Raw genomic sequence first — 24,502 nt, 5'->3', positions numbered from 1 at the left:
GTGTTTTCTCCCCTTCCGCGTCTATCCGTTTTGCCCCCCCCCCCCCCCCTCCCCCCCCCCCCCCCCCCCCCCCCCCCCACCACCCCCTCAGCGGGCGTCGGTGCGCTTTTCGAGGCGGGTGCCGTGTCGAAGGGTGATCGACATCAGGTCGCTGGGGGCGTCCAACTCCAGGCGGTGCCAGCGGCCTCGGGGGACGATGACCGCGGCGCCCGCCCGCAGCCGCACCATGCCCTCGGCGGCGCCGGACCCGTCGGGGCGGAGGTAGAGGCGGACGCCGCCGGTCAGGCAGCACACCGCCTCGTCGGCCTCCGGGTGCATCTCCCAGTGGTCGCCGTGGACGTCGGCGTCGGTCTCCACGCGGAACGTCGCGATCTGCCAGGCGCCGCGGTCGCCGCTCGCCATCCGCCGTTCGGCGGCCCGGACATCGCCGTCGGGGTGGATGTGCAGCGCCGAGGCGAACAGGTCGATGGGCGAGACGGGCGAGATAGGCGAGATGGGCGAGACGGGTGTCGTCGTCACGATGGCGTTCCTTCCGGTCGGTTCTCCATGGGCACCACTCCGGGTCGGCACCCACGAGTTTTTATACATGTAAGAAAAGTAGCCCTGGAGATCATCCCTGTCGACCCCTGGGGGATGATGAGGGCATGCCTCAACCGTCCGCACCGCGCAGAACCACCGGCCGGCCTCCCCGTATCTCCCGCGAGGAAGTCATCGAGACAGCCCGCCGGATCGTGTCCGCGGAAGGCGTCGACCGGCTGACCATGCGACGGCTGGCCACGGAGGTCGGCAGTACGCCGATGGCGCTCTACCACCACGTCCGCAACAAGGAGGAACTGCTCGTCCTCCTGCTGGACGACTACGCGGCGCGGACGCTGCGACGACCCGAGCTGCCCGCCCAGCCCCGTGAACGTGTCGTCGTCGCCGCTGCCACGATTCACGAGGCGCTCGCCGCCTGCCCCTGGATCGTGGAGGTGCTGACCGCCGACGACCTGATGTCCACATCCGCCCTGTGGTTCGTCGAGCAGATCGTCGACGGCCTGGTCGCATGCGGCCTGACCCCGGAGCGGGCCGTACACGGCTACCGCGCGATCTGGTACTACACCGCCGGAGAGATCGTGGTACGGACGACAGCCGCCCGGCGGCGCACGGACGACGACCGAGCGACCTACCGGGAGCGGGTCTTCGCCGATCTCGACGCGAACGAGCTGCCCCGCCTGACACAGCTCGCCGACGACTGGGCACCGCTGACCGCGGAGGACACCTACCTGGCCGGACTCCGAGCCCTGGTGAACGGCCTCCTCGCCCCTCCCGGCCCGTCCGCCGCGTGAGGGGACAACCGCAGGCCGGCACCGTCACCGGGCGCCCCGACCCCGGGCCCCTGCCGACGCGCGCCCTGGCCCGGGAGTCCGAACGAGCCCGGCGGCTCCTGGCCTCCGGGGACTGGCGACCGGACCCGGCGGACACCGAGGCCGCGGCAGCCGTCCTGGCCCGCCTCACCGCGCCTCTCCCGACCCGGCGGACCGCGTCGGAACGGTCCCGGGCCACAGACCGGGACCGGCGGCTCCAACGCGTCCTGCGCACCACCCTCCACCACCTCGACGCCGGGGCCGTCAGCCCTCAGGCCGCCGCCCTCCTCGCCGCCGTCGCCCGCGCCCTTCTCCCCTGGCACGCCTCCCCCAACCCACCAACCGCCGCGGCGGCACCGGGATACGGGCCCGCGTCAGGAACACCGACCGAGGCGGGAGAGGCCCTTCTCCCGGACCTGATCGCCCTGTTCACCGCCCTGGCCGCGCCGCGTCCACCCGGCCACGCCCCGCGCACTCCCCCGGTCGAGCCATGGACGGTCCGGCACGCGGGCGCGTTCCGCCGCTACGGACGGCCCTCACCGGGGGTATGGACGGCCGAGACCGTCACCTGCCCGGGGTGCGGAAGCACGACCGGCCCATGGACCGTGACCTGCGACTGGCGTCTGGTCACCCTGGACTGCCGGTGCGGGGCCGTCACCGACGAGCACGGTCTCTCCCTCTCCGAGGTCTGGCTCCTCCTGCCGGACGCGTAAAGGACGACAGGTTCGTCGTCCACACCGCAGGTGCGTATGCGCCATTGCGGCGGCCGTCGGCGCTCGACGTCTGGCAGAGCCCGCTCGGGCGGGGGCATCATGGGCGGCGGCCGTGACGCCGCAGACCGGCGTGAGACCGAGGTGTGACCGTCTGTCGGACAGCCCGGAGGAGCCCACCGTGGCCGCACGCACCGGCAAGGAGTTCCTCGACCGGCTCGCCCGCTCCCGCCCCACCGTGCACATCCAGGGCCGGACCCTCGTCGGCGGGATCCAGCACCATCCCGCCTTCCGCAACGTCGTACGCACCTACTCCGAGCTGTACGACCTCCAGCACAGCGCGCCGCACAAGGACGTGCTCACGTACCCCTCCCCCGCCTCCGAAGCACCCGTCGCCACCTCCTTCCTCACCCCCACCACCCCCGGCGACCTCACCAAACGGCGAGCGGCGTTCACGGTGTGGGCCCGGCACAGCAACGGCATGCTCGGGCGCACCGGCGACTTCCTCAACAGCGGGCTGATGGCCATGGCCTCGGCCGCCGACTGGTTCGCCGGAGTGGACACGGCCTTCGGCGACAATGTCCGCCGCTACTACGAGAGGGCCCGCGAAGAGGACCTCCTGTGCAGTCACACGCTCATTCCGCCGCAGGTCAACCGTGCCGTCGCGGGCCCCCGGCAGGCCGCCGGGAACGTCTCCGCGCGCATCGTGCGGGAGGACGACAACGGCGTGGTGATCCGGGGCGCCCGGATGCTGGCCACCATCGCGCCCTTCGCCGACGAGCTCCTCGTCCTCCCCTCCACCCTGCTGCGCGGCACTCCCGAGGACAGGGCCTACTCGTACGCCTTCGCGGTCCCGATGGACGCCCCGGGGCTGCGGTGCGTCGCCCGCGAACCGCTCGATCACGGCCTGCCGCGCCACGACCACCCGCTCGCCTCGCGCTTCGAGGAGCCGGACTGCGTGGTCGTCTTCGACGACGTGCGCGTGCCGTACGAGCGGTGCTTCCTGCTGGGCGACGTCGAGCGGTGCAACGAGCTCTTCGCCCGTACGTCGGCCGTGGTGCACATGTCCCACCAGGTCGTCGCCCGCACGGTGGTGAAGACCGAGTACGTCCTGGGCCTGGTGTCGCTGCTGACGGAGGCCATCGGCATCGAGGGGTACCAGCACGTCCAGCAGGACGTCGCGGAAATCATCACCACTCTGGAGACGCTCCGGGCCTTCCTGCGCGCCGCCGAGGCCGACGCGCAGGTCAACGAGTACGGCGTGCTGACCCCGGCGTGGGCCCCGCTGAACGCCGCCCGCAATCTCTACCCACGCCTCTACCAGCGCTTTCCGGAGATCCTGCGCAAGCTCGGTGCCGGCGGTCTGATGGCCACGCCCACCGGTTTCGACGTGACCGGGCCGGCCGCCGCGGACATCGACGCGTACCTCCAGGCCGCGACGCTGACGGGAGCCGAGCGTGTGAAGCTGTTCCGGCTGGTGTGGGACACGTGCGTCTCGGCCTTCTCCGGCCGGCAGGCGCTGTACGAGTACTACTTCTTCGGCGATCCGGTACGCATGGCGGGCGCGTACGTCGCCTCGTACGACCGGGAGCCGTACAAGGCCAGGGTGCGGGCGTTCCTCGACGGATACGAAGCGGGGCGCGGGCCGGACGGGCAGGAGCCCGCATGAGCCCCTCCACGCCGCACCCGCCCTCCCTCATCCGGCACTGGATAGCGGGCGAACCCGCCGCCTCCGCCGACGGCCGCGCCCTCGACGTCACGGACCCCGCCTCCAACCGGCCCTACGCGCGGCTGGCCGCCGGCGGCCCGGCCGACGTCGGGCGTGCCGTGGAGGCAGCCCGCACCGCCTTCCCCGCCTGGTCGCGCACCACGCATCTGGAGCGCGCCCGTGTCCTGCACCGCATCGCGGAGGCCGTCGAGGAGCGGCACGAGGAGCTCGCCGCCTGCGAGTCGTACGACTCCGGGCTGCCCATCGGCCAGGCCCGGTGGCAGGCCCGGCGCGCGGCGGAGAACTTCCGTCACTTCGCCGGGGTGATCACCGCGCTCGGCGAGGAGGCCTTCCGGCAGGGCGACGAGCAGCTCAGCTACGTCGTCCGCCGCCCTGCCGGGGTCGCGGGGCTGATCACCCCGTGGAACACGCCGTTCATGCTCCAGGCGTGGAAGCTGGCCCCGGCGCTGGCCGCGGGCTGCACCGTCGTCCTCAAGCCGGCCGAGTGGACCCCGCTGTCGGCGTCGCTGTGGCCGGAGATCCTCGCGATGGCGGGTGTGCCGGCCGGTGCGGTGAACATCGTGCACGGTACGGGCGCGGAGGCCGGCCGTGCGCTCGTCGATCATCCCGAGGTGCCGCGGATCTCCTTCACGGGCTCCACCGCCACCGGCCGGGCCATCCTGCGTTCCTGTGCCGAGCACCTGAAGGCCACCTCCATGGAGCTGGGGGGCAAGTCCCCGGTCCTCGTCTTCGCCGACGCCGACGCCGAGGCGGCCGTCGACGCGGTCGTGTTCGGGGCGTTCTCCCTCAACGGGGAGCGCTGCACGGCCGGTTCCCGGGTGCTCGTCGAGCGACCGTTGTACGAGGAGTTCACCGGCCGTCTCGCCGAGCGGGCCGCCCGCGTACGCGTCGGGCCGCCGTGCGATCCGGCCACGGAGGTCGGTCCGCTGGTCCATGCCGAGCACTACCGGCGCGTCCTCGCGTACGTCCGCACCGGCCGCGAGGAGGCCCGCCTGCTCGTCGGCGGCGACCGGCCGGAGCATCTGCCCGAGGGCAACTACCTCCGGCCGGCCGTCTTCGCCGACGTGCCGCGCGGCGCCCGCGTCTTCCAGGAGGAGATCTTCGGGCCCGTGGTCGCCGCGGCTCCCTTCGAGGACGAGGACGAGGCCGTCGCTCTGGCCAACGCCACGTCCTACGGCTTGGCCGCGTACGTCTGGACCGCGGATCTGCGGCGCGGCCACCACATCGCCCACGCGGTCGAATCCGGCATGGTGTGGGTCAACTCCCACAACGTACGCGACCTGCGCGCCCCCTTCGGCGGAGTGAAGGCGTCCGGTCTCGGCCGCGAGGGCGGAGCCCGCAGCATCGACTTCTACACCGAGTCCACGGCCGTGCACGTCGCGCTCGGCGAGACGCACGCGCCGCGGCTGGGAGGAGGACCATGACCCCGAGCGCGCACCGCGCCCCGGATGTCGTCCGCGCCGCCTACGCCCAGCTCACGGTCACCGATATGGCCAGGGCCCGCTGGTTCTGGACGGAGGTGCTGGGGCTGCACGTGCAGTACGAGGACGGCGACACGCTCTGCCTGCGCGGCACGGACGAGCTGACCCACCACTCCGTCGTCCTGCGCGCGGACTCCCATGCCGCGCTGGACCACCTCGCCTACCGGGTCCGTACGGCCGAGGACGTGGACCGTGCCGAACGGTTCTTCGCCGGCCTCGGCCGCCCCACCCTGCGCGTGCCGGCGGGCCACGGGACACCGGGGGTGGGCGACGCCGTCCGCGTCGTCGACCCGCTGGGCTTCCCCGTCGAGTTCTTCCACGACATCGAGCGCGCCGAACGCCTCATCCAGCGCTACGACCTGCGGCACGGGGCCGAGGTCGCCCGGCTGGACCACTTCAACATCTGCACCCCGGACATCGGCGCGGCGTACGCGCACTACACCTCGCTCGGATTCGGCTGCTCCGAGACCATCGAGGGCGACGCCCACGAGCTGTACGCGGCGTGGATGTACCGCAAACCGACCGTCCACGACGTGGCCTTCACCGCCGGCCCCGGACCCCGGCTGCACCATCTGGGCCTGGCCACCCATGAGTCCCACCAGGTCCTGCGCACCGCCGACATCCTCGGCGCCCTCCACCAGGAGCACCACATCGAACGCGGCCCCGGCCGCCACGGCGTCTCCAACGCCTTCTACCTCTACCTGCGCGACCCCGACGGCCACCGCGTCGAGATCTACACCTCCGATTACTACACCGGCGACCCCGACTACGAGACCTACCGCTGGAACGTCCACGACGACCGCCGCCGCGACTTCTGGGGCAACGCGGTCATCGAGTCCTGGTACAAGGAGGCGTCCGCCGTGCGTGACCTCGCGGGCGCCCTTCAGCCGGTGTCCGAAGGCGTACTGGACGAGTCGAGGGCGCGGGTGGGGGCGGACGGGCTGGGCTGACGGCGTCAGTGCACGAGGAGAGAGACAGGCGACATGGCGTAACCCTATTGAGTGCTGTGCGCCATGGACGGCGCTTTCCGGTTGACGGAGTAGGTCCGTGCCGGCGGGGAAGGTAACGGCCGTCACTCCACCCGACGGGAGTCCGCATGACGATCAGCCACCGCACCATCGGCACCGGCCCGCACAAGGTCCTGGTCCTGCACGACTGGTTCGGCACCAGCGCGGCCTGGGGCCCGTTCCTCGACCATCTGGATCCCGAGGCCTTCGGTTACGCCTTCCTCGACTACCGCGGCTACGGCGACCGGCGGGACGTGGCGGGTGAGTACACGCTCGCCGAGATCGCGGCCGACGGGCTCGCCCTCGCCGACCAGCTGGGCTGGGACACGTTCTCCGTGGCCGGGCACTCGATGGGCGGCAAGGCCGCGCAGCGCATCCTGGCCGAGGTCCCGGGCCGGGTGCGCAAGCTGGTCGGCATCACGCCCGTCCCGGCGAGTGCCTATCCGCTCGAAGGCGACGCGTACGATCTCTTCCACGGCGCGGCGCACAGCCCCGCCAACCGGCGGGCCATCCTCGACATGGTCACCGGCCACCGGGCGTGCGACCGCTGGCTGGACGCCATGACGGACCGTTCCGTGGCCGGCTCCCGGCCCGAGGCATTCGCCGGCTACCTGACCGAGTGGAGCACCCAGGACTTCGCGGCCAAGGTGGCCGGCAACACGCTCCCGGTGAAGGTCTTCGTGGGTGAGCACGACCTGGCCCTGACCCCGGAGGCGATGCGTGGCACGTGGCTGGCCCACTACCCCCAGGCCGAGCTGGAGATCCTGCCCAACTCCGGCCACTACCCGATGCACGAGATCCCGGTCGCCTTCGCGACCGCTCTGGAGGCCTTCCTGCGCTCCTGAGCGGTGTGAGCGGGAGGGCCGGCCCGGGTAGAGGACGGTCATATGGTGCTAGGCACTAGGCATGGCGCAAAGCAGCCGGCCTTCGCGTCCTCGCGGAATCCGGCCCGACCTCGGGCAAGAAGCTGCGACGACGCCTCGGCCTCAGCTCCCTGCAGATCGCGGAGGAAGTGACCTTGCTGGTGGAGCAGGATTTGGTGGAGGTGCACCCAATCAACGGGGACGATGCCCTGCGGCTGACCGGAAGCAGCGCTATGACGCGCCGAACCGCGCACGCCCCTGACGCACTCCTAGCGCCTCCGTGACCGCGAGCAACCTTGGCTCAACGGATGGGAAGGGATGACGGCGGTCCGAACCCTTTGGAGGAGCTTCCATGATCCGTACCCGTCGCACCGTCCTCGCCATCACGGTGGGCACCGTTCTCGCCGTGCTGGGAGTCGTCGTCCCCGCCGCATCCGCCCAGGCAGCCCCTGCCGCTCCCGCGTCGACCGGTGGCGACGTGTGCCGGGGCGTGCAGAACGGGCTCAACAGCCTGGGCTTCGGCGTCGGCGGGACCTGCCCCGACTGAGGTCCTTCAACATGGCCCCCGGCGGGCGGGGCTCCTCGGCCGGGAGAGCGAAGCGTCTCACGCCTCAGCTCCCCGGCCAGGCGCCTCGCCTGTCGGTGCACTCAGCCCAGCACGAACGGCAGCCGCGCGGCGATATCGCCCAGCAGGGCCTTCTCCGCGTCGACCGGCGCCCGGCGGCCGGTGCCGATCAGCAGCGCGTCCTTGTCGGAGAACGAGGCGGGGAACGAGACCCCGGCGATCTTCTCCAGGGACGCGCGTGCCGCCGCGAGGGTCTCGGCGGGCGGCTCGGCGGTCGACGGCAGATGCGCGATCAGGTCCAGGTGGTGCAGGGTCCATTCGAGCACATACGCGGAGAGGTAGTCGCCTGCGGTCAGCACCTCGTCCTGGGTGCTGACGCGGGCGGCGGGATCGGCGAGTCCGGCGGCGCGGCCGGCGGCGGAACCGACGTCGTCCAGGTGGAACTTGAGCAGCCGCGGCTCGCCGTACGCGGCGGCCAGCCGGGGGATCAACGCGTCGAGCGGGTCCTCACCGGTCGGGGGTTCGACGAGCTTCCAGTACGTGACCGCGTCCACGGTCGGCTCGGCGTCGGCCGGCGTGACCAGGGTGATCAGAACGTCCTGGGCGTCGATGACCAGGTGGCACACCAGGTCCCGCACGAGCCAGCCGGCACAGCCGGAAGGCCGCTCGAAATCCCCGTCCGGGACATCCGCGACGGCCGTGCGCAGCGCCGTCCACGAGCGTGAGAAGAGATCCACCCGGGCACGGTAATGCCGGACCGGAACGACGGACAACCGTATTCCGGCGGCCGCCTCGATGTGGATCGGACCGCGTACCCTCGGCTCCGTGCCCCGCCACCCCAAGAAGCCTCGCCGACTGATCGCCGACGGTCGAACGTATCTGTGGACGCTCCGCCACGGTCACCGCGTGCTGGAGAGCGGCCGGTCCGCGGACTGCCACGAGACCCTCACGCTGTACCCGCAGCCGGCCGGCACCGGCGGCCCGCTGCGCATCGTCTTCACCGACGGCCCTGGGCGGTACGTCCCGGGCGGCTTCCCCATGGGCTCCGGAGACGTGGGATACGTACGGGGTGGCTCCCTGAACCTCCACGAACCGGGCGCCGTCCGGGCCCTGCTGGACGCGGCGACGGCCCGCGGGTGGGAACCCGGGGAGCGGCGGGCCGTGGAGGTGGACGGCTGGCCGCTGCTGGAGGTGGTCCAGCAGGCCGCACAGGAGGGGCGCCATCACCGCACCACCCGGCTGAGCCCAAGGGACGAATGAGGAAACCGTGAACAGGACGCCGTACTACACCACCCACTCCTGCACCGGATGCGGGGCCGCCGTCCACGGGCTCTACGCCCGATGGACATGCGGAGCCTGCGGCACGTGCTCGCCCTACTCCGAACCCCCCGAGGGGTGGGACAGCGAGATCACTCCCGACGAGCTCACTTCCGGCGTGATCGGATACGACGCCCCGGACGAGCTCGGGTAGCGACCACGTACCCAAGCGCTCATCTGAGCGCATCACCGCCAGGCGTGGGCAGGATCTTGCGCCAGCAAACCGGATCTACACTGTCCGTATGAACGAGAACCTTCCGCCGTGCCCCGAATGTGCTGGCGAGTACACCTATGAGATGGGCACGCTCCTGGTCTGCCCCGAGTGCGGCCACGAGTGGACGCCCGCGCCCGCCGAGGCCGCGGAGGAGACCGGCGACAAGGTGATCCGGGACGCGGTCGGCAATGTCCTCGCCGACGGCGACACCGTCACGGTGGTCAAGAGCCTGAAGGTCAAGGGCCACCCGACCGGCATCAAGGCGGGCACCAAGGTGCGTAACATCCGCCTGGTGGACGGTCCCGACGGCCACGACATCGACTGCAAGGTCGACGGATTCGGTCAGATGCACCTCAAGTCGAGTGTGGTCAAGAAGGCCTGACCACACCGCACTCTTCCGCGAACGGGGCTGCCCGGGCGATGCCCGGGGCCCTCGCACAGTCGACGTCCTCGACAGTCAGGTAGCGGCCGGACAGATCCGCGGCTGGGCCCGTGGCCAGGTGGAGGACAGCCGTGACCGCTCTAGAGAGCGGAACGGCCCGCCCTGCTTCGATCTGCTCGCGGAGCCAGCGGGCACGGCGTCGGCGCCAGGGATCGGTGGAGTCGACCTCGTCCAGCGCACTCGTGGTGAGTCCGGTCGCCACGATCCCGGGATGCAGGCTGAAGGCCAGGACTCCGTAGGGGCGGGCCTCGCTGGCGATGTTCTCGATGAACGTGATGCCGGCGGCTTTGGCGACGGAGTAGGAGGACAGAGTGGGCCAGCGGTGCCGCCCCGCGGCGCTGCTGATGCTGATGATGCGGCCACCGCCATGACGGATCATCAGGGGAATCACGGCGTGCGCGGTGGCGACAGTGCTCAGTGTGTTGATGCGCACCGCCTCCCACCATTGTTCGACGGGGAGCTCCCAGGTGAGACCGATGGGGCCTTCGACGCCGGCGTTGTCGATGAGAACGTCGATGCGCCCGAAGTCGGCATAGATCTTCTGCATGGCGGTGCCGGCCGCCGTCATGTCGCTGACATCGGCGCACACCGTTGTGACCGGACCTCCCGGCTGCGTGGGCAGTGCCGCGGCGAGGCGCTCGAGCGCCGGGCGGGTGCGCGCGACAAGAGCCAGCCGGAATCCCCGTTCGGCACAGGCGGTGGCGATGGCCGCGCCGAGTCCGCCGGTGGCACCCGTGATGACGGCGACGGGCGAATCATCACACGATGACATGGGGCGTGTCCTCCTGCTCGGGTGCGCCGTAACGGCCACGTAGCGCGGCACGGTCGAGTTTTCCGGTGGCCGACAGGGGCAGCCGCTCCACGAAGTCGAAGGAGCGCGGCACCTTGTACCGGGCGAGCAGGCCGCGGCAGTGGCTGAGCAGCTCCTCGGTGTCCGGTCGGCTGTCGCGCCGGGGAACGATCACGGCGTGCGGGACCTCGCCGCGCCGACGGTCGGCACGGGCGATCACGGCGGCGTCCTCGACCCCGGGATGAGCGCGCAGGACGTCTTCGATCTCGGCGGGCTGCACACTGTATCCGCCGGTCATGATGGTGTCCTTGGACCGCCCGACGATGCGGACACAGTCGTGCGCGTCGCGGACCACCAGGTCGCCCGTACGCAGCCAACCGTCATCGTCGGTGACGGGGGCCAGTCGCCGGGAGCTCGTACGGTAGCCAGGGGTGACCTGGGAGCCTCGCACCCACAGCTCGCCGACCGTACCGGTCGGCACGGGTTGCCCGGGGGCCTGGGGGTCGACGACGCTGACTTCCAGGCCCGGGACCGGGATACCGGCGCTGTCCCGGCATGAATCGTCGGTGGGGCTCAGTCCCGCGCCGGCGAGTTCGGTCATCCCCCAGCTCTGCAGCAGTTCCACGCCGGTGCGCCGGTGCCAGTCGTGGCGCAGGTCGTCGGGTGCCTGCTGCCCGGCACTCAGGCAGCGCCGCAGAGCGGCCGGCCGCCACCCCTGACCGGCGGCCTCCAGCAGCCTGCGGTAGACGGTCGGCACCGCCTCGATGACGGTGACGTCCCGAGCGACCAGCTGCTCCAGCCACCAGGCCGGATCGAAGGCACGGGAGGAGGCCAGCAGCGTCGCCCCGGCCAGCAGAGTGGAGATCGCCGCGAGATGGCCGTACGTGTGCGCGAGGGGGATGGGAACGGCCACCACGTCATCGGGGTTACGGTGGCGGCGGCGCCAGATGCCGGTCGCGAGGTGGAGCGCCTGTTCCGTCTGGACCACGGGACGGCAGACGCCCGTCGATCCCGATGTATGCATGATCATGGAAGGGGTGTCCGCCGCACTCTGGGCGGTCGCCCGCCGCTTCGCGGCCCCTGTCGCGACGCCTGGGCCGCATCCGATGTGCCGTTCCGGCGTCACCGCGATCACGTCCACGCTCAGCTGTTGCCGGGCGCACAGCTCCTCGATGTCATCCGATCGTTCCGGGCTGGTCAGCAGCGCCCGGGGGCGGACATGCTCCAGCACGCGGACGATCTCGTGCTCGGTGAGCACGGCGTTCATCGGTGCCACTGCCATGCCCGCCTTGTGGGCGGCGAAGTACGCGGCGAGCCACGAACCGCCGTTGGGCAGGAGGAGCGCGGCGCAGTCCTCCGGCGTATGCGCCAACGGGCGAAGCGTGGCGGCCAGGGAGGAGGACCAGGAGTCCAACTCGGCGTAGGAGTAGGCCGCGGTCTCGTCAAGGACGGCGACACGCGCGCCGCCGGCGGCGAGCGCGTCGATCAAAGCGTCACGGAACATCTCAGGCACGCTCTCCAGCCGGCACTGCCGCCTCGGCCCGCATCTCGGGTGGAACGACCCGGGGGTTGAACAGTTCACGGATGTACGCCCACGGTCTGTCGTCGGCGTTCAGGGTGTAGGCCTTGAACGCGCAACGCGTGTCCGGTGCCTGCGGCCAGCTTGTCAGGCCGATCCGGCTGACGTGGCGGTTCATCGGCAGGCCCGCCGCGGCGAACGCGAACCCGATGGGGCGCGTACGGTCCCGCATCGCCGCGTCGATCCGTCCGTCCTGACCGGCCCGCGCCATCACGATGTTCGCCGACACCACCTCACCGGAACGGCCGACCAACCGGGTACGACGCACCAGGCACACATCGTCCGCCGCCAGGCGCAGCAGCCCGCGCGCGGTCGCCTCCACATGCTGCCCCGGCGTCATCTCGATGCCGTCCACCCACGGTGTGAGGGTCGCTTGTGTGAGCGCCTGGAGCAGGACGGTGGTCAAACCGTCACTGGCGAGCAGTATGCGTGTGACAGGCGACCGGAAAGCCGAGAGGTCGCCGGCGGGCAACGCATCACGAGTGTCTGCGGGAACAGTGAGGTGGCGCGTCGTGTGCTCTCCGGAAGCCCGGTCCAGGAACGACGGCTCGATCCGCGCCCACCGCGCGTCAGTCAACGGCACAGCCAGCCCAACGACCGAGTGATCCAAACGAAACTGCCCAGTCCGTAGGAAGCCGTGCGGGGCTGTCGGGTTCCGGGCCGCGGCACACGCCTTCCACACGCCCGGAATCCCGACCCCGAACTCCACTGCCCTATCGGTGCACTTCGCGCCTCATGGCGCAACCTCGACCGGCAGAAGCCGGGAAGGACGTCGACTCAAGCGGCCCTGTCCAGGTCCGCCAGCAGCCCTGCCCGAACGGCGGCGGTGTCCGCCCCGAGCCGGCCCAGTACGTCCGCCATCCCCTCTCCCCCGGCATCCAGTACGCCCAGCACGACGTGTTCGGTCCCGATGGAACGGTCCTTGCGTTCCAGGGCGGCCCGCAGCGACTGCTCCAGCGCCTTCTTGGCCTCGCGCCCGAAGGGGATGTGCGGCTTACGGGCAACCGGCGAACCACTCTTGCGGCCGCGCATGAACCCACGGCCCCCCTCCGCCGCGGGCGACGGGGGCATGTCCAGTGCGCCCGGCCCGAACACCTTCTCCGCCTGCCCGCGCACAGCTTCCAGGTCGATACCCAAGGCGCGCAGCGCCTCCGTGTCCTCCTCGTCGAAGGCGGCCGCGGGTGCGCCTGCCGCCGCCAGCACGCCCCGCAGCGCCTCGGGCGTGATCCCCAACCGGTGCAGCGTCGCCGCGCCGACAGCCTCGGGACGTGTGACGACGCCCAGCAGCAGGTGCGCGGGACCGATGCGCCCATGGCCCAATGCGCGCGCTTCCTCCTGCGCGCACACGACGGCCGCGCGGGCGTCCTTGGTGAACCGTTCGAACATGCCTAACCCCTCCCGGCGTGCTTCTTGTGGACGGCCTGCCGGCTGACGCCCAGGGCGCCGCCGATCTCCTCCCAGGACCAGCCCATGTGCCGCGCCCTGCCGACCTGCAGGGCTTCCAAGTGCTCGACCAGTCGCCGCAGCGCGGCGACGGCCCGTAGTCCCACGCGGGGATCCGCGTGCAGGGCGGCCTCGGCGGTACCGGCCGCCTCCCTCGCATCCGCGTCCGTTCCTGCCATGCTGTCAATGATGGTTGACGGCATGAGGGTTGTCAACCATCATTGACAGCCATTGCTATAGCCGTGATGCCAATCATTCTTATTCCTGAATGGCGCATGGGTCGGATAACCCGGACGGGTGATGTCAGCGACCGACACTTCCAAAAATCTTGAAATCGGCGGACTCTCGCTTCAAGGACCTTCGCGCCGGCGAAGGACCGAGAACGGGGGACGTATCCATGAACACCTTGAGGCGCGCACTGCGGCGCACCGTGAGACCGGTCGCGGCCTTCGGCGTCGCGCTCGCCCTCGCCACCGGACTCTCCGCCGAGGCCCAGGCGGCCAACGGCACGCTGAGCTACCGGGATTCGAGCGGGATCGACCACGCGAAGGACAATCCGACCGACGGCGTCTGCTACAGCTTCACCTCGGAAGCGGTCAGCGTCGCCAACCTCACGGACACGGACGGCAGGCTCTTCACCGGCAGCCTGTGCGAGGAGAGCACCTTCCTCATCAACATCCACGCGGGATCGTCCCTGACCTTCGGTGGGACCAAGCCCCGCAGCGCCAAGTTGGGGGGCTGACCGGCCATGCGCGGCACACTGGGACGGGTGGGGCGGGTCGGGCGGGTGGCGCTGGCCCCTGCCATGTCGCTCGCTCTTCTCGTCGGCTTCCCGGGCGAGTCACCGGCGGCCATCGGCCTCCTGACGTACACGGACTCACAGGGAGTGGAACACCAGCGGCAGAATCCGCTGGACGGAGACTGCATCTTCTTCGAATCGCCGGCGGTGAAGGTCAGCAACGGCACCGGGACGGATGCCGCGCTGTACCGGGACCAGAATTGCACGGAATTCCTCGTGTTCGTGTTCAAGGGGACGAAACTGCAATTCGGCGGCGACCGGCCGCAGAGCATCAAGTTCGGCTGACGGCAAGGACGGTACGCACGTCATGAACGCGGTATTCTCGCGGGTCGGCCGTGCGGGCCTGGCCCTCGGCACGGCCGTCCTGGACGTCGGCAGCGATTCGCTCAACAGCGTGCAGTTCGTGCCCTGACCCTTCCCACCGCTCGGCGGGCCGCCTGCCCTGGAGGCACGGCCCGCCGTCCTGTGCGCGGAGACGGGCGGGTCCGGCCGGGTTGGTCCCGGGATGGTCACGCGCTTCGCCGGACCGGTTCTCGGACGAAGGCGACGACGTCGTCGATGGCCGGCTCGTAGCCGTCGGAGGTGTCGACCGTCAGGGTGGGAACGTCCAGGCGGGGCACCCGAGGTGGCGGGCGAGTTCGTGGGCGAGGGTCGTCTTGCCGGTACCGGGTGATCCGCTGACGACGGTCAGAGTCGGTGAGGTCATGGCCCTTTCCATGGACGGGTGTCGGTCATGGCAGAGGTGAAATTCGGTGGGCGGCCGCGATGAGACACCGCTAGCGTACGGACGATGACGAACCAGCAGCCCACCGACGGCTTCTACCTCCGCAACGCTGCCACCGGCCTCGTCGTCCGCGACGGGCACGTGCTCCTGGTCCGCGGGACCTGGCCCGACCCCGGCTCGGAGACCTACTGGCTCCCCGGCGGGGGCCAGCAACCCGGCGAGACGCTGGCCGCCTGTGCCGAGCGAGAGGTGCTCGAGGAGACCGGAGTCCGCGTCGCGGCCGGCCAGATGCTCCTGCTGCGCGAGCGCATCGCCGGCAATCACCCCGAGAGCAACATTGCGTCGGACACCGGTCACCACCGCGTCGAGGCCGTCTTCTGGTGCGAGATCCTGCGCGAACCCGACACCCTCGGCGGCACCCACCACGACGACGTCCAGACCGGTATCGATTGGATCCCGCTCGACAAGGTCGCCGACCTGCCGATGGTCCCGCCGTTCCTCCAGCGAATGCTCCCCGGGCTCGCCGCCCAGGCCGCGGCCGGCACTGCACACACGTTCTACGCCGGAGACATCGAATGACGCCCCGGCCCGCCGGCGTAGTCCCGGCCTGAACGAGGTGCCGCGCCGGACGCACGGCGGCGGCGCACGCTGGAGCGCGCCCTTGGCAACGCGTCCAGCCGGCCATCGGCCCCCGCGCTCAGGGCCTGATCTCCAGGTCCCGGGCCGGGAACGCGTCGTCGTCCGCTTGCGCGGCGGCCTCGTTGTAGACCTCGGCGAGTACGGCGGGCATGCCCGCGTAGTTCATCGCTCGCAGCACCCGGTCGCGCAGCCCTGGCCAGTCGACGTTCCTGTCGTCGACCGTCGACAGGCCGCACATCCGCTTCAGTCCTGCCCGGGCGGTAGTGGCCCGGTGGGTCCTGGTGTTTCCGTTCTTCGGGAACGCGTCGGCGAGCAGCTTGGCGAGGTGCTGGACGTGCCGCTTCTGGGCCGCGGCGGTGGGCATCTTGCCCTTGTCGAGCGGGAGCACCAGCCCAGGGCCGGCGGCGGGGCCGTACTCGGGGAAGTCCTGGAGGTCCGGCATGCCCAGCCGGCCCAGGAGGGTGCTCAGCGGCTCCACCCGGCCGTGCCGGGCGTCCTTCCGGAGCTCCGTCACGAGGCCGTCCGGAGCGTAGGTGACCAGGGTGTTCGGTACCGCTGTGGCGGCCACCTCCTTCATCCATACGCCGCGGACCTCGTACTGGTCCGAGTCCTTCGCCTTGTCCGTGCTCTGGTTCAGGTTCTTCGGATCGTGGGTGGAATTGATCTGCTGCTCGCTCACCGCGTGGCCGGTCACCCGCCTGTACGTCTCCAGGGGAACGAGGAAGGACCGCACCAGCGAGGTGGTCTGCGCCGTCGGTGCGGCGGGGCCGCTCGGTGCCGCGCGGTTCTTCTGGTCCTGGTACGTGCGCATGTAGTGCATCGACCGCCAGGGACGGCCCATGTTGAGCCAGGCGGAATCCGTCTGGTTGCGGAAGTCGATGGCCCCGGCCCCTCCCTGGTGCACGTCCTTGTGCCGGCCGGCACCCATGACCGGCGCGAAGACCGTCTGATAGACGCGGACGCAGGTCTCGCCACCGTGCTCCTCGACGTCGATGTCGCCGCGATTGGTGAGGGAGGTCCTGCCTCCCGCCTCCACGGCGTAGCTGGCTTCCTGGTGGATCATCCTCTGTACGGTGACGGCAGCGCCGGATACGGGTGTCCGCCCGCTCGTCGCCCGGATCGCGTTCTCCTCGGCGGCGCGTTCGTCGCGGTCGTGCGGATCGCTGATCCGGAGCCCCGCCCCGTTGTCCGTCCCGGCGACCGGGCCCTGCCGTTGCTGGACGACGTGGGTGAGCTCATGCGCGAGGGTGCGCTGGTCCAGCGGGCCGTCCCCGATGACGACGTGGTCGCCCGAGGTGTAGGCAAGGGCGCCCAGTTCGGTGGCGGAGCGCCGGGCGGCGGCGTCGGTGTGCAGCCGCACGTCGGAGAAGTCGGCACCGAGGCGGGCCTCCATCTCCGACCTCAGCGGACCGGCCAGGGGCCGTCCCGGGGACGCCAGGGCCTGTTGGACGTGGCGGGCGACGGCCGCGTTCCCGGCGGTGCGCTGCCGGGCGAGGAGGTCGCCCGGCGCCAGCGGCAGCGGCAGCGGCTGCGGCTGCGGCTGCGAGACCGGGATGGCGCGGGCCTCGGCCTTCTTCTCGATGGGGCCGGCATTGCCGGTGGGGCGGTGCGCACGCATGGTGGGACCTCTCCGTGTGGCCTTCCTTCGAGCATCGTCTGCTGAGCGGCAGGATCTGCTTCGACTCCGTCGCATACGCGCTGCACCTGGCGGGAGCCGTCAGCGCGGCGGCGTACGAGGCGTGGCCCCACGACGTGGCCGGAGCGCTGCGGAACCTGGTGAACCGGTTGCCTGGGCGGGCGTCCCGACTGGTCGGTGCACGTGCTGCGCGACCTGCTCGACTCGCCGGAGGACGCCGGGCGGCCGCCCCAGGTGCGCGGGGAGAAGGGCCCCGAGTGGGCCCTGGAGAGCCACGTGTTCTGCCGGCCGGTGGGGGAGGCGGTGGCGCGGTTCGCCACCGGGTGAGGATGACGGGCAACGGGCATGTCGATCAGAGCAGTTCGGCCGGGAAGCCCGCCGGGACGGTCGCCCCGGCCAATGTCAACGTGCCGGTCCGCTTGTCCTTCCTGATGTAGCGCGCCTCGTGGTCGAACTCCTCCGCCACGTGGTGGTCCGGATCGCCCTTCGTGACCGACCGCCGGCCCTCCGCCGTCACGTGGAAGCGCACCCCGTACCAGTGATCGGCCGTCGGGTTGTCCTGGGCGTGCCGCATGCACGCCCAGAGCATCTTCTTGAGAGGTTCCTCGAAGGCCTTGTTGAACTGGCTGTTCGTCGCCGACGACATGGGCGTGAGGTTGCACGATGTGCCGGGACCGCCGAGGTGGTCGTTCCAGAGGTGACCGCGGACCCAGACCCTGCCGTCGCGGGCGATGAGGGCGTCGACGACGGTGCACTCCAAGGGGTTGGGCGGTGAGCCGCCGTAGCTGCGCTCCGGGGCCCGGGACCCCGGCCCCAGCGTGACGTGCACCGACCGGCCGCCGCCGACACGGTCGAAGGGGCCCCAGACGGGGCTCTCCCACACGACCTCGTTCTCCCAGCGGCCCAGCGTCGCCGTGCGTACGGGCCGGGGCGTGCGCTGGACGACGAGCGGACCGAGCGGCGCCCCGGCGATCAGCCTGCTGACGGCCGCGTTGCCCGCCCTGGGCTGCAACGCGGCCACGATCCGTGCGGACGACGGGGCTTCCGCCGCCGCGGACCGGCGCGACGACCCGACGGAATGCTCGTCTAAGTGGGCGTGATCGCTCCGGCGCATGATTCCTCACCATCTCGAGGCGATGCTCGAAGACTGGCCGATCCATTTTCTTCACGCAATGGACAACCGGCTATTTCTCGCCATGTCGTCGGCGCCTCGTGAAAAAACGTTCCCACGCGACGGAATATCGAATTCCAGATTTCCGCGGGATGGTACGCCTACCCAGCACCCCTGGTGAAGTAGCCCGAAAGAGTGAATCCCCTTGCGCTTGCGGCCTGTTGACGAGTCATGTCGAGCCGCTAGCATCGGTTTCCACGCACCGCCGTTCTGGCAAGTGCTTCCGGCACAGTCCAGCCCGATCATTTCACCGTCGGCGGCGCGGTGCGACGCGAACAGCCGTGAACCGCAATCGCAACGGATCCGGAGGATCGCACATGCCCATCGACGAATTCCCGATCGACCAGAGTGGCGGCACCAAAGTCCCTCACTCCATCACGGTCGGTCCGAACCGCTGGCTGTGGGTGACGACCGACAACAACGCCCTCGTGCAGATCAGCAGGAGCGATCCGACCGCCCAGACCGCGCACACCGATCTCATTCCGCAGTACACCGCCGGAATCATCAAGGATCCGACGGACCGGAAGGTCGTCTGGTTCGCCTCGCCGGCGGGCCCGCAGGATTACGACCCCATCTACGAGTTCGACGTCGAACAGCGCAGGGTCATCAACAAGCACAATCTCCAGCCCGACGCCCGGGCGCAGACCATCTCCAGCGTACGGTTCAAAACCGGCGAGGACCCGTCGTCCCCGGTCAAGGACTACATCCTGTTCGCCGAGCCCGTGTACACCAACGTGGGCTTCGTCGAGGTCGGCCAGAACGGTGCGAATTACCATTCGCTCCCCACGGGTACCGACGAATTCAACACATGGCTCTGGTCGGTGGCGGCCACCGTCAACGACCCGGACAAGCCGACGAAGTACACCTACTGGGTCACCGGGCAGGCGCACGACAGGCCCTACAGGAAGACCAACGGCCTGTACTGGTACACCCCGGCCGACGAGGGCGCGCAATGGAGGCGGATCCCGCTCCCCGGCAGCAACACCCAGGTGCCGATTCACGTCGTCTCCGGCCTCATCCAGGAAGGCTCGAGCAAGAATCCGTACCTCTGGATCAGTGCGCGCAACCCCAACCAGATCCTGCGGTACGACATCAAGAACAAGTCGTGGAAAACGAGCTCCAACATCAACGGTGAGCCACGTCAGTTGCTGTTCGGCCCCGATGGAAACATCTGGGTGGCCGGAACCGACAAGATCTACTGCTTCGAGAAGGACGTCTCCCGTCCGCCCATCCCGACCCCCCCGCTTCCGGGCGGCGAGGCCTACGGGATCTGCGTCGATGAGAACGACAAGGTCATCTGGTACACCAACCGCAAGACGAGCAAGATCGGCAAGTACCCGATGCCGACCGAAGGCAAGAGCTCCTTCGGCAAGACCCAGATGCTGGTCCAGTCGGTCAAGAACATCACCCCGGGCTCCGTGGCCGAAGTTCCCTTCGTCGCCGAATTCATGGCCGACGCCAGCCCGACCCCGGGAATCCCGCTCACCTGCCGGATCATTTCCGAGGAGGCGACGTTCCTCGACGGCCGCCGCGAATGCGTCATCGAGACGGACTGGACCGGCCAGGTCTCCTTCCCCGCCGTGCAGGCGGGCAAGGTGGAGGAGGAGGTCGTCCTGAAGATCGGCTGGGGTGACAACGAACCGCCCACCAGCGTGGTCCTCCACGTGCGCGACGAGCCTGACGACGACGAGGCGTAACCCTCGCACTCCCCCATCGCGACACGAGAGGAGCCCGGCCGTGCCGTCCGCAACCGGCAACATCCACGACCTCGCAGGCAACGCCAAGCCCGTGGCGCTCGCCTACAACCCCACCGACAGGAACATCTGGTTCATCACCCCCGAAGCGAAGATCGGCAGCTTCACACCCCGCGCCCCCTACGAGAGCAGGGTCTTCGACCCGATCTACTCGGGGAAGAGCGCGGAGGACCTGGTGCTCGGGGACCAGGCCGTCTGGACCTACATCCACGACACCGCGAGCGGACACGCCCTCTCGTGCGCCAGTGACGGCCGCTACGCGGTGCACAGTTCCGGGCAGGCGGCCGCCACCCGCGCCATGGCCATGGGATCGGACAGCAGCGGCGCGCGGCGCGTCGTCGCGACACTCGAGGGCAGGGGGGCTCTGCTCTTCATCGACGCCCAGGGCGGGGTCTCCTACTCGACCGACCACGGCAAGCCGCTGCACGGGCTGGCCGTCGACGACAGCAATCCCCAGGAGTACTGGGTCAGCTGCCCCGACCGTCACCACGTGGTCCGTTTCGACGCCTCGGTCGGGGACTTCGACCTGTCCCCCATCGACTTCGGTGGGCAGCTGAAGCCGCAGTCCGTCGCGCTCACCGGGACAGGCGGCAAGATCCTCTGGGCGACCACACCGGACGCCAAGATCATCCGCTACGACTTCGACACCAAGTCGCACAGGACCATCGACATCCCCGCGGTCGCGCACCGCGTCTACGGCCTTCCCGACGGCTCCGCGTGGTTCACGATGCCCACGGGCGACGCGGTCGGCTACTTCGCCCCTGGCGCGGCGACCCTGACCGGGACCATCCCGACCGGCAAGGGCACGGGGCCGTCGAGCCTCGCCGTGGACCGGGACGGGACGCTGTGGATCGGGCTCGCCGGGACCGGGCAGATGTTCCGCGTCTCGAAGGTCCAGCTGAACCCGGTCTCAGGACAGGGACAACAGGCCGTCGTCGGCACCTCGTTCCCCAACCCGCTGAAGGTCAAGGCGACCAGGCTGGACGGCAGCCCGGTGCAGGGAGCCACGATCACCTTCACGATCAAGGGCGACCAGGCCAGGTTCGACGGCGACAGGACCACCGACATCCGGACCACCCTGGCCGACGGCACCGCCACCAGCGCCCTGCTCCACGCCAAGCAGGTCGGACCGTGCGACATCTCGGCTCTGTGGGAGGAGGAAAGCGCCTTCACCCGCTTCGAGAACATCACCGTCACCCCGGCCGTGGGACCCGCCGACCACACCCGTTACCTCTCGGGCGCCGGCCAGGAGACGGTGCGTGGCGCGGAGTTCCCCGAGCGGCTCAAGGTCACCGTGGTGGACGCCAACGGCGCACCCGTACCGGCCGTCGACGTCATCTTCAGGATCGTGGACGACGACCTGGCCTCGTTCGACGGCGGCCCGATCGCCGTCGTCCCGAGTGACGACACCGGCGTGGCCGCCTCCCCCGCCCTGACGGCCGGCTCCGAGGCCGGGCGCGTCCGGGTCGAGGCCTGGGCGGCGGACACCTCCGCCGGAACGGTGTTCCGCGAGCGCGTTCTCTGACGACGACGGACCGGTGCGGGTAGGAAACAGACAGGAGAACCGATGACGCAGCAGACCCCCGGGTTACAGACCGAGTTCGACTTCGAACTGCCCTGTGGGTACGTCGACGGCGAGGGCACCGTCCACCGCCGGGGCCGCATGCGCCTGGCCACGGCACGGGACGAACTGGCGCCGCTGATCGACCTGAGGGTGAAGGAAAACCCGGCGTACCTGGGGGTCGTGCTGCTCAGCCTCGTCATCACCCGGCTGGGAAAGGTACCCGAGATCCACGCCGGCGTGGTGGAGTCGCTCTTCGCCACCGACCTGGCCTACCTCCAGGACTTCTACCGCCGCATCAACGGGCTGGAGGGCGACCGCGCGGTCGCCTGCCCGTCGTGCGGCTCGGCGTTCACCGTCCCCGAGCCCGTGCCCGGTGAACGCCTGGGGGAATCATGACGCACCCCGCCGACCGGCTCCGGGAGGAGGTCGCGTACATCGCCTACCACTTCCACTGGGCGTACGCGGACCTGCTGGCCCTCCCGCACGGGGAACGGCACGCGTGGGTGCGCGAGATCGCCCGGATCAACATGAGGCTGTCCGGGGACGGGGGCCAGTGATGTTCCCCTGGCCGTCCTGGCGCCGGCGGTCACCGCGCCCGGAGCGTGCCGCGTCGCAGCCGTCCCCGTACCCCCCGTTGCGGCCCACGACGACGGTGCCGCGGCCTGTGCCGCCGTCGTGGGCCCAGCGGGCGACGCTGCCGGGCAGTCCGCTGCCCGGCTTCCGGCGGTCGCTCGCGGCGTGGCGGCCGGTGCCGGCCGTGGCCCTGCACGGGCGGCTGCTGCCGCGTGGCGTGCGGGTGGGGTGCGGGAGGGCGGGCTTCTCCCGCGGGCCGACGTGGCGCCCGTACGGGGTGGGGGCGGCCCTGCCGTTCGTCGTACCGCCCGAGCCGCTTCCGGTTCCGGAGGAGCCGGTGCGTGTGTGGCACAGGGTGGTACGCGTGGTGGGAGGTGCCGTACGCGGCCGGGGCGCCGCCGTCCAGCGGTCCGCGGGTGGCGGGGGCACCGAAGCGGGCGGGGTCTTATGGACGTCGTACGGGGGCGAGCGCACGGCCCGTCGCGCCGAGCGCGGCGTGGATGTGGCGCGGGTGTCGGGCGCGAGGCCCGTGTCCGGGCTCCTGGGAGGCGTGGTGGGCGTGTTGTCCGTGTCTTCGCCTCCCGGGGCACCTCCCCGGCCTGCGAGGCTGACGGCGGCCCCGGCACGGACCGGGACCCGTCCCGGCACCGGCCTGCCCCGGGCCCTGCCCTTCGTGCAGGTGCACAGCCCGGGCGGCGTCCCTCCGTCAGCGCTGCCGCCGGCTCTTCGGCCGCCCGCCACCGCGCCGAGCCCCTCCGCATCCGCCCCTTGGCCAACGACCGCTTCGGAGACCCCTGTGGCGGCCGATCCCTCCGGGAACGCTCGTCGGGCCGCCACCCAGGTGGGCATGCCGGCGCCCACTCCTGACACGACTGTCGTCCTCCCAGTGACACCCACCCCCACCCGCCGCTGGGCTGTGCCCAAGGCGACGCCCGCGCGGGTTCTCGACCGGGCTGTCGCCCGGACGCTCCGCGCACCGGCTCCCCAGGCGCCCACGGCTCCCCCTAATGCCCTCGCCGGCCCTGTGCCGATCCCCGAGTCGACCGCTTCCTCCCCCTCTTCCGCACCACCCCGGCGACTGAGCGCCGCCATTCCCCCGGCACCCGCCGTACCGATTCCACGGCCCGGGCCCGGACGCGGGCCCGTCGCCTCCAGCACGTCCCACGAGCCCGCATACCCCACGTCCCGCTTCCCGGCGGTCGATCGAAGGCCGGGAGGCGCTACCGGAATCCGTCCCGCCCTTGAGGCACCGGACGGGCCGGGCAGGGCCGGAACTCCACTGCCCGGCACCCTCCACACCCCGTACGCCCCGGTCCCGTCCGACGACCGGATGGGGACAACACCCCGGCCTCGCATCGGGCTGCCCCTGCCCCATACACCCCCGACCGCCGTGCGCGTATCCCTCTCGCCCCACCCTCAGGGGCGCGAGGGCTCACCACCGGCCTCCGCCCCACCCCCGACCCCAGCGCCACCAGGGGTTCCCCCACCCCCCGATCCCGCCCTCCTCGCCCGCCGGATCGCCGAGTCCCACGCCGATGTGATCGCCCGCGCCGTCCTGCCCACGCTCGACGTGCCAAAGCGCACCAGCCTCACGGAGCACACCGGCCCCCCGGAACGCGGCGTCGACTGGCCGGCGCCGTACTGCCCGACCCCCGGCCACGCCCACCGTTGACGACATCGACGCCTTCCCTAACGGAGCCTCCATGCCGGACCAGGTCCAGCCGTTCGCCGTCAGTTCGTTGTTCCAGTTGACGATCGGCGGCAGTGAGCTCGGTTCGTTCACCTCGTGCGAGGGGCTGGGCTGTTCCATGGACGTCGAGGAGCGGACCGAAGGCGGGATGAACGGGCGGGTGTGGCATCTGCCGACCCGGATCCGTTACTCGAACGTCGTGCTCGGCAGACCGCTGACCAAGGACACCGTGCTCATCTGGGCGTGGATCCAGCAGCAGGTCCGTGAACCGCTCCGGCTGCCCGGGCAGTTGGTGGCACTCGGGCCGGACCGCAAGCCGATCGTCCGGTGGCTGCTGGACGGCGTGCTGCCGGTCCGGTGGAGCGGCCCGTCCTTCGACACCGAACAGTCCCTCCCCGCCCGGGAAACGCTGGAGATCGCGCACGACGGATTCCTCGGGATCACGCTCTGACCCTCCCCGACAGCG

General features: G+C 70.9%; 28 protein-coding genes and 1 pseudogene. 19 read left to right on the top strand and 10 right to left on the bottom strand.

Annotation, left to right across the window (positions count from 1 at the left end):
• Positions 1–87: 87 nt before the first annotated feature.
• Positions 88–519, bottom strand: coding sequence for a cupin domain-containing protein (locus AC07BS_RS00765; protein ID WP_478929112.1), 432 nt, complete (start codon positions 517–519; stop codon positions 88–90).
• Positions 520–644: 125 nt separating this feature from the next.
• Between AC07BS_RS00765 and AC07BS_RS00760 the strand changes: the two genes are divergently transcribed.
• The 7 genes from AC07BS_RS00760 to AC07BS_RS00730 all read left to right on the top strand — a co-directional run bounded on the left by AC07BS_RS00760 (position 645) and on the right by AC07BS_RS00730 (position 7,683).
• Positions 645–1,328 (top strand): TetR/AcrR family transcriptional regulator, encoded by a 684-nt coding sequence (locus tag AC07BS_RS00760; RefSeq protein ID WP_478638992.1) that lies wholly within the window; start codon positions 645–647, stop codon positions 1,326–1,328.
• Complete coding sequence (locus AC07BS_RS00755; RefSeq protein ID WP_478929110.1) at positions 1,325–2,059, top strand: hypothetical protein; 735 nt, start codon at positions 1,325–1,327, stop codon at positions 2,057–2,059. The genes AC07BS_RS00760 and AC07BS_RS00755 overlap by 4 nt, the downstream gene beginning before the upstream one ends.
• 178 nt (positions 2,060–2,237) lie before the next feature.
• The gene (gene hpaB / locus AC07BS_RS00750) at positions 2,238–3,725 is read left to right on the top strand and encodes a 4-hydroxyphenylacetate 3-monooxygenase, oxygenase component (RefSeq protein WP_478929108.1); all 1,488 of its coding nucleotides are present in this window, start codon (positions 2,238–2,240) and stop codon (positions 3,723–3,725) included.
• Complete coding sequence (locus tag AC07BS_RS00745; RefSeq protein ID WP_478929107.1) at positions 3,722–5,209, top strand: aldehyde dehydrogenase; 1,488 nt, start codon at positions 3,722–3,724, stop codon at positions 5,207–5,209. The genes hpaB and AC07BS_RS00745 overlap by 4 nt, the downstream gene beginning before the upstream one ends.
• Positions 5,206–6,216 (top strand): 3,4-dihydroxyphenylacetate 2,3-dioxygenase, encoded by a 1,011-nt coding sequence (hpaD, locus tag AC07BS_RS00740; protein ID WP_478929105.1) that lies wholly within the window; start codon positions 5,206–5,208, stop codon positions 6,214–6,216. The genes AC07BS_RS00745 and hpaD overlap by 4 nt, the downstream gene beginning before the upstream one ends.
• Positions 6,217–6,362: 146 nt before the next feature.
• The gene (locus AC07BS_RS00735) at positions 6,363–7,118 is read left to right on the top strand and encodes an alpha/beta fold hydrolase (RefSeq protein WP_478929103.1); all 756 of its coding nucleotides are present in this window, start codon (positions 6,363–6,365) and stop codon (positions 7,116–7,118) included.
• A 370-nt stretch (positions 7,119–7,488) separates the two neighbouring features.
• Positions 7,489–7,683, top strand: coding sequence for a hypothetical protein (locus AC07BS_RS00730; protein ID WP_478639004.1), 195 nt, complete (start codon positions 7,489–7,491; stop codon positions 7,681–7,683).
• 101 nt (positions 7,684–7,784) lie between these two features.
• On the opposite strand, the gene AC07BS_RS00725 is transcribed toward AC07BS_RS00730, so the two are convergent.
• On the bottom strand, positions 7,785–8,438 hold the full coding sequence (locus AC07BS_RS00725; protein WP_478929101.1) for a maleylpyruvate isomerase N-terminal domain-containing protein: 654 nt from the start codon (positions 8,436–8,438) through the stop codon (positions 7,785–7,787).
• Between the two features lie 88 nt (positions 8,439–8,526).
• On the opposite strand from AC07BS_RS00725, the gene AC07BS_RS00720 reads away from it, so the two are divergent.
• The 3 genes from AC07BS_RS00720 to AC07BS_RS00710 all read left to right on the top strand — a co-directional run bounded on the left by AC07BS_RS00720 (position 8,527) and on the right by AC07BS_RS00710 (position 9,614).
• Positions 8,527–8,961 carry a hypothetical protein gene (locus tag AC07BS_RS00720; RefSeq protein ID WP_478929099.1) on the top strand — a complete coding sequence of 145 codons (435 nt, stop codon included), beginning with the start codon at positions 8,527–8,529 and terminating at the stop codon, positions 8,959–8,961.
• A gap of 7 nt (positions 8,962–8,968) precedes the next feature.
• Positions 8,969–9,172, top strand: coding sequence for a hypothetical protein (locus AC07BS_RS00715; protein ID WP_478639009.1), 204 nt, complete (start codon positions 8,969–8,971; stop codon positions 9,170–9,172).
• A gap of 88 nt (positions 9,173–9,260) precedes the next feature.
• On the top strand, positions 9,261–9,614 hold the full coding sequence (locus AC07BS_RS00710) for a zinc ribbon domain-containing protein YjdM (RefSeq protein WP_478929096.1): 354 nt from the start codon (positions 9,261–9,263) through the stop codon (positions 9,612–9,614).
• Here the strand turns inward: AC07BS_RS00710 and AC07BS_RS00705 are convergent.
• From AC07BS_RS00705 to AC07BS_RS00685, 5 genes are all read right to left on the bottom strand, one after another.
• Positions 9,601–10,446: an SDR family NAD(P)-dependent oxidoreductase gene (locus tag AC07BS_RS00705; protein WP_478929094.1), complete on the bottom strand. Its 846-nt coding sequence runs from the start codon at positions 10,444–10,446 to the stop codon at positions 9,601–9,603. The genes AC07BS_RS00710 and AC07BS_RS00705 overlap by 14 nt on opposite strands.
• Entirely contained in the window at positions 10,433–11,968 is a 1,536-nt protein-coding gene (locus AC07BS_RS00700; RefSeq protein ID WP_478929092.1) for a class I adenylate-forming enzyme family protein, read from the bottom strand. Before AC07BS_RS00700 ends, AC07BS_RS00705 begins: the two co-directional genes overlap by 14 nt.
• Position 11,969: 1 nt before the next feature.
• A complete protein-coding gene (locus AC07BS_RS00695) occupies positions 11,970–12,449 on the bottom strand; it encodes a hypothetical protein (RefSeq protein ID WP_478929090.1) in 480 nt (159 codons plus the stop codon).
• Between the two features lie 371 nt (positions 12,450–12,820).
• Positions 12,821–13,429, bottom strand: coding sequence for a Clp protease N-terminal domain-containing protein (locus tag AC07BS_RS00690; RefSeq protein WP_478929088.1), 609 nt, complete (start codon positions 13,427–13,429; stop codon positions 12,821–12,823).
• Positions 13,430–13,431: 2 nt separating this feature from the next.
• Complete coding sequence (locus AC07BS_RS00685; RefSeq protein ID WP_478639020.1) at positions 13,432–13,665, bottom strand: hypothetical protein; 234 nt, start codon at positions 13,663–13,665, stop codon at positions 13,432–13,434.
• Between the two features lie 218 nt (positions 13,666–13,883).
• Between AC07BS_RS00685 and AC07BS_RS00680 the strand changes: the two genes are divergently transcribed.
• Positions 13,884–14,228, top strand: coding sequence for a hypothetical protein (locus tag AC07BS_RS00680; protein WP_478929086.1), 345 nt, complete (start codon positions 13,884–13,886; stop codon positions 14,226–14,228).
• A gap of 6 nt (positions 14,229–14,234) precedes the next feature.
• A complete protein-coding gene (locus AC07BS_RS00675; RefSeq protein ID WP_478929084.1) occupies positions 14,235–14,570 on the top strand; it encodes a hypothetical protein in 336 nt (111 codons plus the stop codon).
• A 307-nt stretch (positions 14,571–14,877) separates the two neighbouring features.
• Here AC07BS_RS00675 and AC07BS_RS00670 read toward each other — a convergent pair whose 3' ends face one another.
• Positions 14,878–14,991, bottom strand: a complete 114-nt coding sequence (locus AC07BS_RS00670; protein ID WP_478929082.1) for an AAA family ATPase — start codon at positions 14,989–14,991, stop codon at positions 14,878–14,880.
• An 84-nt stretch (positions 14,992–15,075) separates the two neighbouring features.
• Between AC07BS_RS00670 and AC07BS_RS00665 the strand changes: the two genes are divergently transcribed.
• Entirely contained in the window at positions 15,076–15,588 is a 513-nt protein-coding gene (locus tag AC07BS_RS00665; RefSeq protein WP_478639027.1) for an NUDIX domain-containing protein, read from the top strand.
• Positions 15,589–15,706: 118 nt separating this feature from the next.
• On the opposite strand, the gene AC07BS_RS00660 is transcribed toward AC07BS_RS00665, so the two are convergent.
• Positions 15,707–17,266: an eCIS core domain-containing protein gene (locus tag AC07BS_RS00660; RefSeq protein ID WP_478929080.1), complete on the bottom strand. Its 1,560-nt coding sequence runs from the start codon at positions 17,264–17,266 to the stop codon at positions 15,707–15,709.
• 195 nt (positions 17,267–17,461) lie between these two features.
• Here AC07BS_RS00660 and AC07BS_RS00655 point away from each other — a divergent pair, with 195 nt between their 5' ends.
• On the top strand, positions 17,462–17,611 hold the full coding sequence (locus AC07BS_RS00655) for a hypothetical protein (protein ID WP_478929078.1): 150 nt from the start codon (positions 17,462–17,464) through the stop codon (positions 17,609–17,611).
• A gap of 25 nt (positions 17,612–17,636) precedes the next feature.
• On the opposite strand, the gene AC07BS_RS00650 is transcribed toward AC07BS_RS00655, so the two are convergent.
• Positions 17,637–18,305, bottom strand: coding sequence for a hypothetical protein (locus AC07BS_RS00650; protein WP_478929076.1), 669 nt, complete (start codon positions 18,303–18,305; stop codon positions 17,637–17,639).
• A gap of 431 nt (positions 18,306–18,736) precedes the next feature.
• On the opposite strand from AC07BS_RS00650, the gene AC07BS_RS00645 reads away from it, so the two are divergent.
• The 5 genes and pseudogenes from AC07BS_RS00645 (at position 18,737) to AC07BS_RS00625 (ending at position 24,487) form a co-directional block, all read left to right on the top strand.
• A complete protein-coding gene (locus AC07BS_RS00645; protein ID WP_478929074.1) occupies positions 18,737–20,152 on the top strand; it encodes an NHL repeat-containing protein in 1,416 nt (471 codons plus the stop codon).
• 40 nt (positions 20,153–20,192) lie between these two features.
• Positions 20,193–21,734, top strand: coding sequence for an NHL repeat-containing protein (locus tag AC07BS_RS00640; RefSeq protein ID WP_478929072.1), 1,542 nt, complete (start codon positions 20,193–20,195; stop codon positions 21,732–21,734).
• A 39-nt stretch (positions 21,735–21,773) separates the two neighbouring features.
• Positions 21,774–22,169, top strand: a pseudogene (locus AC07BS_RS00635) (hypothetical protein); the annotation flags it as partial.
• On the top strand, positions 22,166–22,330 hold the full coding sequence (locus AC07BS_RS00630; protein WP_478929071.1) for a DUF6760 family protein: 165 nt from the start codon (positions 22,166–22,168) through the stop codon (positions 22,328–22,330). The pseudogene AC07BS_RS00635 and the gene AC07BS_RS00630, both read left to right, overlap by 4 nt.
• Before the next feature lie 1,719 nt (positions 22,331–24,049).
• Positions 24,050–24,487, top strand: a complete 438-nt coding sequence (locus tag AC07BS_RS00625) for a phage tail protein (protein ID WP_478639041.1) — start codon at positions 24,050–24,052, stop codon at positions 24,485–24,487.
• Positions 24,488–24,502: the final 15 nt, after the last annotated feature.

It is taken from the genome of Streptomyces sp. NPDC044063 (assembly GCF_056434285.1).
This window is presented reverse-complemented; position numbering and strand designations above follow the sequence as displayed.

What these genes read in the sequence shown, in the direction of transcription:
- AC07BS_RS00760 (WP_478638992.1), top strand. Translation starts at nt 645, where the DNA reads ATGCCTCAACCGTCCGCACCGCGCAGAACCACCGGCCGGCCTCCCCGT.
- AC07BS_RS00745 (WP_478929107.1), top strand. Translation starts at nt 3,722, where the DNA reads ATGAGCCCCTCCACGCCGCACCCGCCCTCCCTCATCCGGCACTGGATA.
- hpaD (WP_478929105.1), top strand. Translation starts at nt 5,206, where the DNA reads ATGACCCCGAGCGCGCACCGCGCCCCGGATGTCGTCCGCGCCGCCTAC.
- AC07BS_RS00735 (WP_478929103.1), top strand. Translation starts at nt 6,363, where the DNA reads ATGACGATCAGCCACCGCACCATCGGCACCGGCCCGCACAAGGTCCTG.
- AC07BS_RS00730 (WP_478639004.1), top strand. Translation starts at nt 7,489, where the DNA reads ATGATCCGTACCCGTCGCACCGTCCTCGCCATCACGGTGGGCACCGTT.
- AC07BS_RS00710 (WP_478929096.1), top strand. Translation starts at nt 9,261, where the DNA reads ATGAACGAGAACCTTCCGCCGTGCCCCGAATGTGCTGGCGAGTACACC.
- AC07BS_RS00705 (WP_478929094.1), bottom strand. Translation starts at nt 10,446, where the DNA reads ATGTCATCGTGTGATGATTCGCCCGTCGCCGTCATCACGGGTGCCACC.
- AC07BS_RS00700 (WP_478929092.1), bottom strand. Translation starts at nt 11,968, where the DNA reads ATGTTCCGTGACGCTTTGATCGACGCGCTCGCCGCCGGCGGCGCGCGT.
- AC07BS_RS00690 (WP_478929088.1), bottom strand. Translation starts at nt 13,429, where the DNA reads ATGTTCGAACGGTTCACCAAGGACGCCCGCGCGGCCGTCGTGTGCGCG.
- AC07BS_RS00685 (WP_478639020.1), bottom strand. Translation starts at nt 13,665, where the DNA reads ATGGCAGGAACGGACGCGGATGCGAGGGAGGCGGCCGGTACCGCCGAG.
- AC07BS_RS00680 (WP_478929086.1), top strand. Translation starts at nt 13,884, where the DNA reads ATGAACACCTTGAGGCGCGCACTGCGGCGCACCGTGAGACCGGTCGCG.
- AC07BS_RS00675 (WP_478929084.1), top strand. Translation starts at nt 14,235, where the DNA reads ATGCGCGGCACACTGGGACGGGTGGGGCGGGTCGGGCGGGTGGCGCTG.
- AC07BS_RS00670 (WP_478929082.1), bottom strand. Translation starts at nt 14,991, where the DNA reads ATGACCTCACCGACTCTGACCGTCGTCAGCGGATCACCCGGTACCGGC.
- AC07BS_RS00665 (WP_478639027.1), top strand. Translation starts at nt 15,076, where the DNA reads ATGACGAACCAGCAGCCCACCGACGGCTTCTACCTCCGCAACGCTGCC.
- AC07BS_RS00660 (WP_478929080.1), bottom strand. Translation starts at nt 17,266, where the DNA reads ATGCGTGCGCACCGCCCCACCGGCAATGCCGGCCCCATCGAGAAGAAG.
- AC07BS_RS00630 (WP_478929071.1), top strand. Translation starts at nt 22,166, where the DNA reads ATGACGCACCCCGCCGACCGGCTCCGGGAGGAGGTCGCGTACATCGCC.
- AC07BS_RS00625 (WP_478639041.1), top strand. Translation starts at nt 24,050, where the DNA reads ATGCCGGACCAGGTCCAGCCGTTCGCCGTCAGTTCGTTGTTCCAGTTG.